Raw genomic sequence first — 11,539 nt, 5'->3', positions numbered from 1 at the left:
CGACCGATTCGGTACTCGTCTCTCATGGGTTCAATTTAATGGTGCCGCCACTGTGATGCGCCTGTCCCGAAGGCCGCGCGTCATCGCGTCGGCCTAGCGGTTCAGCTGCGCGGGGGCAGGGTCACTTTGCTTCGTGTCAGACCCGGAATGGTCGTGGTGGTGATCATGCCCCTTGTCCGGGTCGACCTCCTGGCTGCGCGTCTTCTTTTCGGTGGCTGGGAACGTCGCCCCCTGGGCCTCCTCGCCGCGGACGGCATGCCTGTCGTCGTAACGAAGCCGCTCCCGGTTGGCGTGGCTCTCTTTGCCGGCGCCGCCCTTGGAGTCGATGCTCATCATCTCGCCCATGCACATCTTGCCCTCGACGACACACATGTTCAGAATGGCGCTATAGAGCCCCGGCGCGACGCTGGAATAGTAGCCCACCGGCTCACGCTCGCTCGGCTTCTCCAGGGCGATGTAGGCGTCGCGGTTGAGCTCCTTACCCTCGGCCTTCACCTTGGCGACCCACTGGTCGAAGCCGCCCTGGTCAAGCCCGTGGAACTTGAAGTTCATCCGCGAGAAGCCTTCGCCGCTATAATTAGCGGAGAAACCTTCGTAGACGCCCGCCTTGTTGATGACGGCGTGCAGCTTCGTCTCCATTCCGGCCATGGCGTAGATCTGTCCCGCCAGCGCCGGAATGAAGAAAGAGTTCATCATCGAGGCCGAGGTGATCTTGAAATTGATTGGCACATCCACCGGCGCCGCCAGTTCATTCACCGTGGCGATGCCCTGGTCGGGATAGAAGAACAGCCACTTCCAATCGAGTGCCACGACCTCGACCGTCAACGGCTTCACATCCGCAGTGAGCGGACGGGAAGCGTCGATGCGGCTCAGGGGCCGGTAGGGATCGAGCGTATGTGTGCTGATCCAGGTCAGCGCCCCGAGGGCGATGATGATCACGAGAGGCGCCGACCAGATCAGCACTTCGAGCTGAGTCGAGTGGTGCCAGTCGGGGTCGTACTCGGCCTCGGTGTTCGATTGGCGATAACGCCAAGCGAAAAAGAGCGTGAAGGCGATCACCGGAAGGATGATCAGCAGCATCAGCCCCGTCGAGGCGACAATGAGGTCACGCTGCCGCGTGGCGATGTCGCCCGCTGGCTGCATGACGACCATGTTGCAGCCCGAGAGAAGGGCCATGAGAGGCAGGAATGCGAGAGCGCGCAAGGATCTGGATGACATCCGACCGGCTGCAGTGAGACGTCCGCGGGCGGAACGTCGGGAGGAAACATTTGGTTTACGAAAAGCGGCGGCTCGTACTGGATTGCTTGCCGCGATGCCGTTTCGATACGGGCTTCTCCTGCGCAGTGCAAAGGCGCCCTGGCAAGTGCGTGCGGCTTTAATCAGCCGGGCGTTGAGAGCATAGCTGATTTCCATCGCGGAAGGCAGTAAGAAGGGAAGCATCACCCGCGGGACATATGCCTGACTGATCCGCGAAACGTGACGTTGCATCGCTTTGCCGCAGTGCAACAAGCCCTCATAATCGGAACACAGGGATGCGCCAAGTGCGGCGTGTCCTTCCCACCCTTCAAGCAGCGAATGGCCGTCCATGAGCCAAGATTACGCGTTGCAGACCCCGCCGCATCTGAGTGCAGGTGCCAGGGCCGGCGCATCCGAACCCGAAGTCGCGCCCGGCGACATTGCCGTCGGTGTCCTCATCGGCCGGACATCGGAATTCTTCGACTTCTTCGTCTTCGGCATCGCCTCGGTGCTGATTTTCCCGAAGGTCTTCTTTCCGTTCGTCCCGCCCCTGGAAGGCACGCTCTACGCGTTCGCCCTCTTCGCTCTCGCCTTCGTGGCACGGCCCATCGGTTCGGTGATCTTCATGGAGATCGACCGACGGCATGGGCGAGGCGTGAAACTGACGATCGCCCTGTTCCTGCTCGGTGGCTCGACGGTGTCGATCGCGTTCCTGCCGACCTATCACAGCATCGGGATGGCCTCGGTCTGGCTGCTCGCCGCTTTCCGTATAGGGCAGGGGCTCGCGCTGGGCGGCGCGTGGGACGGCCTCGCTTCGCTTCTGTCGATCAAAGCCCCCGGTGACCGCAAGGGCTGGTATGCGATGATCCCGCAGCTCGGAGCGCCCATCGGCTTCGGGCTCGCAAGTGCCCTGTTCTCGTTCTTTCTCGCCAACCTGACCATGGACGACTTCCTCGATTGGGGCTGGCGTTACCCGTTCTACGTGGCCTTCGCGGTAAACGTCGTCGCTCTTTTCGCGCGACTTCGCCTCGTGGCAACCGAGGAGTTCACGCAGCTTCTCGAGACGCGCGAACTCGCCCCGACCCCGGTCTGGGAAATGATCCGCGCACAGGGGCGAACTGTCCTTATCGGCGCCTTCGTGCCGCTGGCGAGTTTTGCACTGTTCCATCTCGTCAGCATCTTCCCGATCAGCTGGATCACCCTGTTCACGAAGCGCTCGGCCGGCGAGTTCCTGCTCGTACAATTCGTCGGCTCGATCGTCTTCGCTGGCGCGATTGTGATCTCGGGAATCGTCGCGGATCAGGTGGGCCGGCGTCGGCTCGTCGGCATAGCGGCCAGCCTAATCGGCTTGTTCAGCCTCGCCAGCATTCTCGCACCGCTGCTGTTCGGCGATAGCGAGACCGGCCAGACGATCTACGTGCTCGTCGGCTTCGGTCTGCTCGGCTTGTCTTACGGGCAGACATCAGGCTCGGTGACCGAGTATCTCGGCACGCGCTATCGCTATACCGGCGCGGCGCTCACATCCGATCTCGCCTGGCTGATCGGAGCCGGCTTCGCGCCGCTGGTGGCGCTGAGCCTGTCGAGCCGATTCGGCCTTGCCTGGGTGGGAGTTTACCTGCTGTCGGGTGCGGTCGCGACCTTGGGCGCGCTCGCCATCAACCGGAAGGTTGCCGCGATCTAACAATTACGGACGTGGTACAATGAGAAAAAGGCCCGCATGCACCGCATGCGGGCCTTTTTCATATCCGCTTCGGGTCGAGCCTTATCGGATTGCAGGGCAGAATTCGCCGGATGGACCCAGAGCGAGATCCCCCTGACGAGGAGTGTTCAGGGCAAACGCTCCGGTATCGTCGCGCGGAAAGAAGCTCGGGCCGAGTTCGCGTTCGAAGAACCCATTCCCGATTTCGTAGAAGCAGCGATCCATGACCGCCGTCACGGCAAAGCTGCGCTGAACAACGGGTTGTCCGAAGGGTGCGCCTCGGCGCGGGACGTCGCAATAGCCGGTCACGTCTACCGGAGCCGACCCATCGAGCTTGATTGTCCTCGACGTGCCGGGGCGAACCGTCACTGCTCCACCCTCCCCTTGGCCCACTACGAGCGTCAATGTCGACCGGTTGGCAACTTTGCGCAGGCAGGACGCCTCGGCTTCGCTGAACCCTGTCACGAGAACTACGAGGGTGGCGAAGCCGGCCGCGAGCGACTTCAGGCGGATGGGCATGTGAAGACCTCTCAAAGGTTGGGATTGCGGAGAACGTGACATCAAAACCGGATTGACGGTATCAGCGGTTAATTCCACCAGGACCGCCGGATGTTCCACCGTTACCCGGCAGGGCGCCGGTCCCAGGGGGGCCACCGACGCCGGTTCCGACGCCCGCACTGGAGGACAGCCCCGATGCCTCACCCGCACCACCGACCGGAGGCTTTCCAACCGGAGACCCGGGAGAAACGGAGTTTGTCGATGGCATGCCAAAGGCGCTCCCTGAGGGTGTGCCAGCTTCACCACTCTGCGATGGAGCCGTGCCGATGCCGGCCGGAGCCGGAATGCTCTGAGCAAGTACGGTCCCCGTCAGCAATAGGACGAGACAAGGTGCGAGCACGACGGGTCTGGCGATCATCGAAACGGGTCCTGGAAGAACAGAGATATAGGGCAGAACTCGGCGTGGCTCGCTTCCGTTCAACCACGATGCCAGGGAAGCGTGGGATCTATCAATCCTCCCACGGTCAGGAGGCATGAAGCGCTTTCTGCAACTCGTCCTTCGACATACTCGAGCGACCGCGGATATTTTCCGATCGGGCCTGCTCCATCAGTTGGGCCTTGGTGGGCCCATCCGAGGCCTTGCGGGACTTGGATCCACCTTTCCGGGCGGAGGCCGCTTTCTCGGCTACGTCCTTCGGCTGACTGGAAAACTGCTTCCCGTTTTTGGTGTCAGCACGCTTCTTTCGGGTCGAGCGGTCGTACTCCTCCTTTGACAAGGAGGAACGTGCTTTCTTCGGAAGATACCGTTCGCCCGTCTCGCTGCTCGGCTCGCCGGATTTCGTATCCCATTCCTCATTGGACCATTGCGTAAGGCTGTTGTCCTTGGACTTCCGTCCCTTGTAACCGCCTCCGGCCTCTTTATAGGCCTTCGTCGCCGCTTGAGCTTTGCGGGCGGACCATTGGCCGGGTTTGCCTCCTTTATCCGAGGAGGTGACCTCGGACTTGATTTTATCCCACAGCTTAGGATCGGACTTCTCTGCGCTGGCGGCCATCGTTCAAGCCTTTGCTTGTTTCCATGCGATCAACATGCGCCGGAAGGGCCAGTTCCCGGGGTATGACGTGTCATCAATCCGTGTGAAAGCACGACGATAAAGGTGCTTCGACCGCGAAGGCTCCGGTACCGCGACATTGACTTGAGAAGCCGGAGTCTTCACCTCGCGAGCGCGCAGGGCGGTTATCCCACGGCGAGACAAACGGAACCTTTCAAATGAGCGAAAGCGGATTGGCGAAGCCCACGGTGTTCATCGATGGGGAGGCCGGCACCACCGGGCTCGGCATTCGCGAACGCCTGGAGCGCGAGGGCCGCGTCTCCCTGAAAAGTATCCCTCATGAGAGCCGCAAAGACATCGCGGTCAAACGGGCGCTGTTGGCTGACGTAGATCTCGTCGTCCTCTGCCTGCCCGACGACGCTGCTAAGGAAACGGTGGCTTTGGCCGATGCTCTTCCGGCTGGCGGTCCCCGCATTCTCGATGCGAGCACCGCCCACCGTGTCAGTCCCGGTTGGGCTTACGGCTTCGCTGAGTTGAACGCCGGCCAAGCACAGGTGATCCGCGAGTCGCGGCGCGTCGCCAATCCCGGCTGCTATCCCACCGGGGCGATCGCGTTGATACGGCCCCTTGTCGATGCTGGATTGCTGCCGTCGGACACGCCGATCAGCGTCAATGCGGTAAGCGGCTACAGCGGTGGCGGCAAGAGCATGATCGAAGCCTATGAGGCCGGCGACGCACCGGCCTTTCAGCTCTACGGCCTCGGCTTTGCACACAAGCACCTGCCGGAACTTCAAACCTATGGCGGCTTGACCCGTAGGCCAATCTTCATCCCATCCGTGGGAAACTTCCGCCAGGGCATGTTGGTCAGCATTCCGCTTCACCTCGATACTCTGCTGGGGCGTCCGGATGCGGCAGCACTGGAAGCGGCTCTCGCAGCCCATTACGCCGGCAACACCTTGGTGACGGTGATACAGACCAGCCCGAACGACAAGCCGGATGCCGAGGGCCTGAACGATACTGATCGTCTCGAACTAAGGGTCTATGGAACACCGGACCATTCCCAGGCGCTGCTCGTTGCCCGGCTCGACAACCTTGGTAAAGGCGCCTCCGGTGCCGCTGTTCAGAATATTGGCCTCATGCTCGGGCTGGATTAAACGAACGACGCGGACAGGACTCACTACACTATCCGGGCCTGTCCATATTATGGGGCGTGGCTCGGGTATCGCCGGAACGGTCGACTGACGGAAATTGGAACTTGGCGCCGAGACTTCACGCGGCGTCATTCGAACAATGCGTATATAATATTTCTGGCAGCGCATTTCCCATGCGAGAGCGCATCGCCATAGGCTGGCTCGGCCGCGGAGTTGCGACAGCCATACGTCGATTCTCGGACATCGAAGCGACCAACGAGTCCAACTTCATCCTCCTTCCTCTCCGACCCGAAAAAGACTATCCCCACGCGCATTAGTTGTATTTTGTTCGTCCCGTTGACGGGACATCCATATTCAGCAAAATTACGGCGGATATTTCAGACCGACCTTCACGACTCATCTTAAAAAGAGACCGCTTGAGAATCTGCCTCTCATCGTGCCGCTGATATTCGCAGCAATACGACGCATACTTTTTGCATGAAGGTGCGATTTTGACTGAAGTTACAGGGAACTGATTTCCGTGGAACAGGTTAGCCACCGTCGCCTGCCAACACGGCGATGAGGTAAGTTTCTTGTCGCTCAATGAAAGTCGATAAACTCACCGTATGCCCCGTCGAAGTAGATGCTTGTTTCTAAGAAGCTTTTCCTGATGCGAGAGGAAGGTCTAATTCCACGAGCACCTTGAAGATGTCAGACGAGGAGGCCAAAGATCCACCGCTACCGCTGCCGAACTCCTACCTCGAAACGTCATGAGAGGGGAGGTATACGATTGCAAACTCTTAATTTCTACTATTTGCCGGCCTTCCGCACCAGAAGTCGCGACATCTGCTATTCGGCGAAGGTGGAAAATCACCTTCTACTCCAACATCGGGATCACGGCATGACATCTGGACGAATAGCCCCACCGACAGGGCTGAATGATGGATCTTCCAGATGCGTGGCAGTGCGCCGTGCAATTGGATTCGGCTGCCGCAACGACCTTTGAGCTTATGCGAAGTGGCGGGAGCGGACTTACCCCCGGATGGAACTTCGAGGTTGGCCCAGGTGGATTTGCCAGTCGTGATTGTTTTGACCGGCAGACAATCCCACCCACGAAGTTTTCCCCTGCGACCTTTGTCGGGTCTGGTGATGAGCGAGCCGCCGCGAGGCGTTGATGCGCTGAAATGATGGATAAACTCTGCTTCGTGCCACGCCCAAACGTATGGGGATCGCATGATATGGCTCTCGCAGACGGCGAAAACCCGATACACACGAGCGAATGATCCTTAAAACACCGAATTTCCTGCAATAACATCTTGCGATAGGTGAAAACAGAGCTTAGTCTCGTGTACAGTTTCAACAAATTGGATCGATGGTACGAATATCATGAGTGAATCAGACACTGAATCGGCTCGTCTTATCACCTTAGCGGCTGATATCGTTTCCGCTTACGTCAGCAACAATCACGTTCAAAGCGCGGAACTGCCTAAGCTTTTAAGCGATGTGCACGAAGCCATTCGCACTGTGAGCACGAGCAATGCACCGGCGGTGGACACTGGGCCGCCCAAGGCGACGCCGCAGGAGATCCGCCGCTCCGTGACCCCGGATTACTTGGTCAGCTTCGAAGACGGCAAGCAGTACAAGACGCTTCGCCGTCACCTCACGCTACGGGGACTGACCCCTGAGCAATACCGGGCAAAATGGGGTCTGCAGCCCGACTATCCGATGACGTCCGCCGCTTATTCCGAACAACGGTCCGAGCTAGCTCGTGCACTCGGTCTCGGCCAGCAGCGTCGTAAGACTGTGACCAAGTCAGCTCCAGAAGAGGTTGTGAGCGAGCCGGTGGAAGAAGCTGTCGCTCCCGCGCCGGAAAAGAAGCGTCGCGGCCCGCGCAAGAAGCAGGCGGCCTGAGTCTTTTCCAAAGACCCGACCTAGTATCATCCGGGTCATCCGACAAAGCCTACTTCCGGCATGCGCCGCGAAGTAGGCTTTGTCGCGAAAAATGCTGAAATTTGCAGGAAGGTATGGTTTTTATAGGAGCTTTAGGCGAGCCGTGGATCGACGAGGATTGGACTTTATAATTGTTGTCTCAACCGTCGATCACCCTTGGTCGGAACATGTCGCAAACACAGGATCTGCGGTAGGGGAAGCCATGAAAATCCTGCTGCCTTGCAGCGTAGGCCCATCTGGTGCTCTCCACACTTGATCAGCCCAGGCAATCGGCGAGGGCTAATGACAGCCCTCCAGAGCGGTGTTAGGAAAAGCGCGGCGTCCCGACTCCGTAGCTCAGCTGGATAGAGCAGCCGCCTTCTAAGCGGCAGGTCGTTGGTTCGAGCCCAACCGGGGTCGCCACTCCTTGTTAGAGTGAATTGAAAGTATTGGCTTATTCGCCCTGAAAGTCCAACCCAATCTTGGGGCGGTCATCAGGTTGGATGGCCGTCCGCACGAATTTGATGTGGCTCATACCCTTGCCGGCGAGGCGTTTCTGCTCGGCCTTCCGGGTGTAGAGCTCGGCCATGTCGCTCGTCCGCCAGCCGAAGATCGCCATCATTTGATTGACCGTGGCCCCTGACTCGGCGGCTAGCGTCGCCCCTGCCTTGCGCAGACCATGCGACGAACAATGGGGAAGCCCGGCCTCGACGCACCACTCCTTCATCTTGTTTCCGAACCCGTTCGAGGTGAACGGCTTGCCGAACGAGGTCACGAGGAACGTTTTATCCCCAATCGATGAGCTACAGATTGCCGCATCTAGCTCAGGCAGGATCGGCACCTGGATCTTCATCGGGTTTTTGTTGCGCCCTTTGTGCTGCGTGTAGGTCAGCCACTTCTCCCCTGCTTCAACGTGGACGTGTTGAGGGCCGAAAACCACGACATCTGAGCGCCGACCGCCGCCGTAGAGCAGCAAACACAGGGCGAGGTACGCTTTGGTGCCGATCGGGTGCTTGTCGATGAACCGGTTCACCTCGGCCTCGGTCCACGTGTGGTGGCCGTCAGTGACATTTTGGATGCGCTGTACGGCTTTCGACGGGTCGTGCGACGCGGCCTGGACGTCAGGCTTATTCGCCCATTTGAACACCGCCCGGATCGCCTTCAGCCGGTTGTTCGCCCCCTCGGGCGTGTCGGCCTTCCGGTCACGAAGCAGTCGGATCGCGGCCGACGTCATCCTATGCACAGGAAACTCGGCGTAGGTCGCCCGGCCTTTCGGATCGGGCTTCTCGGCGAAGGTGGCCTCCAGCGACGAGCGCCGGCGCTTCCGGGTCATCACGTCGTATCCGGCGAACTCCGACGATGCGAAATAAGCCACGCAGAGCGCGCGCCACGTCCCAGGCCCAACCTCGTCCATCCTCGCGGGTTCGGCCGCCACGACCCCTTCGAGCGCGTCGGCATAGGCCCGCATGAAGTCAGGTGCCCACGGCATGCCGTGAAGCCGGATCTTCTTCTGGCCCGGCTTGCGCAGGTAGATACGCACCTTGCCGTAACGGTCCACGTCCTCGATGCAGTAGCGCGGCAATTTCTTAGGCATGCCGCCGCCCCGCATCAGAGGACAAGGTTGCCCCACGGGTCTTTGTCTGATGCCGCGGTCGCGTCGTCACCGGGGATCTCACGAAAGGCACGCTCGACCTCGTATCGATCCCAGATCGTGCGCGAGCCGATCCGCTTCGGCTTCGGCATGCGACCATCCTTCACCATGGCATCGTAGGTGTTGGGGGAGACGCCAACGAGCCATGCAGCCTCAGTTCGAGAGAGGCCGAACGGCATCACGCCAGGCGGCAGCGGGTAGTCGCGCGTTCCGGTGGAGCTCCTAGCCTTCGCCACGGTTCGCCTCCTTTATTTCGGGAGCGAGAGCGGAGCGGGGAGCGACCCGAATGGCATCGACTTCGGCCATGACCTCAGCGGCATGGGCTTCGATCGCCGCGCTCGTCCGCGCCTGTCCCTCGACGCTGTACTGGCACGGCTTCCCGCGCTCGGCGCTTCCGGTCAGCGCGGTGAGGCAGATGGATGCCGGTAGCGGATCGGTCTCACCGCAGATCGGGCACTTGCGTTCACTCATCGCCCTCTCCCTTGGTGGTGGTCGAAAGGGCAGAGCGACCGAGGTAAACTTCGCAGCTTTTCTCGAAGCTCTCGCGCAGCCCGGCCGGCCAAGCAGCCACCTCTTTCTCTGCGGCTTCCATTTCCTCGACCAGCCAGTTCGGGCTTAGCTTCGAATGGCCATCTCCGTTCTCACTCCCCATGGCCGGCCTCCTTGACGGATTTCTCGACGAAGGAGCGGGCGGCTTCCTTGGTGAAGAACTTCGGTGGCAGGCAGTGTGGCGGCCTCGTATCGGCAAACCATGCGCCGGCTGGCGTGTCCCAGACGGCAGGCCAGATCGTGCCAAGCACATGTTCGGCGCGGCATGCTACCTCACCGCCAAAGTCGTCATCCCGCCACTCGATGGGGTGGGTGGTCTCAGCGCTCGACATGGGAGGTCTCCGATTGCTGGATGAGGGCGCGGGAGAGCATGGCTTGGAGCATGCACGACAGGATCGCGAAGCACTCGCGGTGCGGGCCATCGCCGGGCTTGAGATCAGCGTCGAAGCCGCTGTGGAAGTCGGTTTCCGGCCACTCGGCCCGAAGGCGTTCGCCGGCTGGCCCGTTGTAGTCGGGGCCGATGCTGGCATGGCCCGTCAGCGAGCACAGGCCCGAGGACATCCAGAAGTCGGGGAGGGCACGTCGCGCGATGTATCGGGCATTGTCCACCGACAGGGTGAAGAAAGTCCCAGCCTCGCTGGCGAGAACTTCGAACTCATTTCTGGCGGCGCCATGGATAGGGTACGACCAGCCCCAGACCGCAGCGAATAAAGCTTCGTCCAGGTTGTCGTCCGGCCCCTTCGCCTCCTCCACCAGAGCAATGAGCGCGCGCAAGGTCTCAGCGGTTGGCATCGGCGGCCTCCTTGTCGAGGGGAAGGGCGGGGGCTGCAGCGAGCATGGCGCTGTATGCCGAGGACAGCCCACACCAAGCCGCCGGCCCGGTGGCGGCCTCGTAGGCGTCATGTGCCGCATACGCAGCGTCCAGCATGCGCTTGGTCGCGCGTTCGGGAACGAGCTTCCAGCCCTCCGGTATTTGCCCCTCCGCCGCGCGCGCCGTGTCTTCTGCTAGCGCGGAGCGGTGGATGAGGGAGCCGTCGCGGTAGGCGTTGACCAGAGCCTCAAGGAACTGCGCCATCTCGGGTGAGCCAAGGTAGCTCTCGAACCGACGATGTTCGCTCTGTTGGACAACCAACGACCTACCGACCGCCTTCACTGGCGCAGGACACATCTCGCTCAGTGCGCGCAGCGCCTCAGCTTCAATCGCCATGGGGATGCTCCGGGGTGGTGAGCTTAATGGTGGCGCGATAGCCCATGAAGCCATCGACGTTGCTGATGCCGTGCGCGGCGGCCCAAGCCTCAAAGAGCGCCCCGCGATAGAATGGGACCGGCCCATCGGCACCGTCGGAGAACCACTTCCGGACGGCGTGTATCGCCCCGCCGTGGCCGCTCTCAGTGAGGACGAGGAAGGCCATTCTCAGACGCATGATGGCGTTGCCGGCCTTTGCCCGCAGCATGTACTGCTCGCCGAGTTGCTGCTTGAGAGTCGCGATCTCCCCCTCCGCCTGGGCGAGTTTGGCGGTGGCAAGTAGCGCGGACACGAACTCCCCGATGGTAGCGGTCCCGTAGACTTTGCCCAGCTTGCAGGTTGCGTCGTAAGCCCCGTATTCCTCGACCATCTCAGCGATGCGCTCTGGCGCCATTTGCCGGTCGAGTTGAAGCCTCCGCTCCGCCTCCTCGGCCCTGGCTATCGCCGCATCCAGTTCGGCCCGCAGGGTTTCGTTCTCGGTGCGGAGGGTGGTGAGGTGCTCGTCTAGGTTGACGCGACAAAGCTTCCGCTCATTGATGACCAAGGCGGGTC

14 protein-coding genes and 1 tRNA gene are annotated in these 11,539 nt (G+C 60.9%); 4 read left to right on the top strand and 11 right to left on the bottom strand.

Going from position 1 to position 11,539, the window contains the following annotated elements; all coding sequences use genetic code 11:
• Nucleotides 1-93 precede the first annotated feature (93 nt).
• Nucleotides 94-1,218, bottom strand: coding sequence for a ubiquinol oxidase subunit II (gene cyoA, locus AC0IXR_RS10915; protein ID WP_311276109.1), 1,125 nt, complete (start codon nt 1,216-1,218; stop codon nt 94-96).
• A gap of 367 nt (nt 1,219-1,585) precedes the next feature.
• Between cyoA and AC0IXR_RS10910 the strand changes: the two genes are divergently transcribed.
• Nucleotides 1,586-2,917 carry an MFS transporter gene (locus AC0IXR_RS10910; protein ID WP_311276007.1) on the top strand — a complete coding sequence of 444 codons (1,332 nt, stop codon included), beginning with the start codon at nt 1,586-1,588 and terminating at the stop codon, nt 2,915-2,917.
• An 81-nt stretch (nt 2,918-2,998) separates the two neighbouring features.
• Here AC0IXR_RS10910 and AC0IXR_RS10905 read toward each other — a convergent pair whose 3' ends face one another.
• Nucleotides 2,999-3,454 (bottom strand): hypothetical protein, encoded by a 456-nt coding sequence (locus AC0IXR_RS10905; protein WP_461234026.1) that lies wholly within the window; start codon nt 3,452-3,454, stop codon nt 2,999-3,001.
• 503 nt (nt 3,455-3,957) lie between these two features.
• Nucleotides 3,958-4,485 carry a DUF5872 domain-containing protein gene (locus AC0IXR_RS10900; RefSeq protein ID WP_311276009.1) on the bottom strand — a complete coding sequence of 176 codons (528 nt, stop codon included), beginning with the start codon at nt 4,483-4,485 and terminating at the stop codon, nt 3,958-3,960.
• 215 nt (nt 4,486-4,700) lie between these two features.
• Between AC0IXR_RS10900 and argC the strand changes: the two genes are divergently transcribed.
• From argC to AC0IXR_RS10885, 3 genes are all read left to right on the top strand, one after another.
• Complete coding sequence (argC, locus tag AC0IXR_RS10895; RefSeq protein WP_311276010.1) at nt 4,701-5,636, top strand: N-acetyl-gamma-glutamyl-phosphate reductase; 936 nt, start codon at nt 4,701-4,703, stop codon at nt 5,634-5,636.
• 1,362 nt (nt 5,637-6,998) lie between these two features.
• On the top strand, nt 6,999-7,523 hold the full coding sequence (locus tag AC0IXR_RS10890) for a Ros/MucR family transcriptional regulator (RefSeq protein WP_056432877.1): 525 nt from the start codon (nt 6,999-7,001) through the stop codon (nt 7,521-7,523).
• 364 nt (nt 7,524-7,887) lie between these two features.
• A tRNA-Arg gene (locus AC0IXR_RS10885) sits at nt 7,888-7,964 on the top strand.
• A gap of 31 nt (nt 7,965-7,995) precedes the next feature.
• On the opposite strand, the gene AC0IXR_RS10880 is transcribed toward AC0IXR_RS10885, so the two are convergent.
• The 8 genes from AC0IXR_RS10880 to AC0IXR_RS10845 are packed head-to-tail and all read right to left on the bottom strand — an operon-like array spanning nt 7,996 to nt 11,531.
• On the bottom strand, nt 7,996-9,135 hold the full coding sequence (locus tag AC0IXR_RS10880) for a tyrosine-type recombinase/integrase (RefSeq protein ID WP_471760697.1): 1,140 nt from the start codon (nt 9,133-9,135) through the stop codon (nt 7,996-7,998).
• Between the two features lie 14 nt (nt 9,136-9,149).
• The gene (locus tag AC0IXR_RS10875; protein ID WP_471760696.1) at nt 9,150-9,428 is read right to left on the bottom strand and encodes a helix-turn-helix transcriptional regulator; all 279 of its coding nucleotides are present in this window, start codon (nt 9,426-9,428) and stop codon (nt 9,150-9,152) included.
• Complete coding sequence (locus AC0IXR_RS10870; RefSeq protein WP_471760695.1) at nt 9,415-9,663, bottom strand: hypothetical protein; 249 nt, start codon at nt 9,661-9,663, stop codon at nt 9,415-9,417. The genes AC0IXR_RS10875 and AC0IXR_RS10870 overlap by 14 nt, the downstream gene beginning before the upstream one ends.
• Nucleotides 9,656-9,844, bottom strand: coding sequence for a hypothetical protein (locus AC0IXR_RS10865; protein ID WP_471760694.1), 189 nt, complete (start codon nt 9,842-9,844; stop codon nt 9,656-9,658). The genes AC0IXR_RS10870 and AC0IXR_RS10865 overlap by 8 nt, the downstream gene beginning before the upstream one ends.
• Nucleotides 9,834-10,073, bottom strand: coding sequence for a hypothetical protein (locus AC0IXR_RS10860; protein WP_471760693.1), 240 nt, complete (start codon nt 10,071-10,073; stop codon nt 9,834-9,836). The genes AC0IXR_RS10865 and AC0IXR_RS10860 overlap by 11 nt, the downstream gene beginning before the upstream one ends.
• Nucleotides 10,060-10,533, bottom strand: a complete 474-nt coding sequence (locus AC0IXR_RS10855; protein ID WP_471760692.1) for a hypothetical protein — start codon at nt 10,531-10,533, stop codon at nt 10,060-10,062. Before AC0IXR_RS10855 ends, AC0IXR_RS10860 begins: the two co-directional genes overlap by 14 nt.
• A complete protein-coding gene (locus AC0IXR_RS10850) occupies nt 10,520-10,948 on the bottom strand; it encodes a hypothetical protein (protein WP_471760690.1) in 429 nt (142 codons plus the stop codon). The genes AC0IXR_RS10855 and AC0IXR_RS10850 overlap by 14 nt, the downstream gene beginning before the upstream one ends.
• Nucleotides 10,938-11,531 carry a hypothetical protein gene (locus AC0IXR_RS10845; protein WP_471760688.1) on the bottom strand — a complete coding sequence of 198 codons (594 nt, stop codon included), beginning with the start codon at nt 11,529-11,531 and terminating at the stop codon, nt 10,938-10,940. The genes AC0IXR_RS10850 and AC0IXR_RS10845 overlap by 11 nt, the downstream gene beginning before the upstream one ends.
• Nucleotides 11,532-11,539 lie beyond the last annotated feature (8 nt).

It is taken from the genome of Methylobacterium sp. AC832 (genome assembly GCF_979256025.1).
This window is presented reverse-complemented; position numbering and strand designations above follow the sequence as displayed.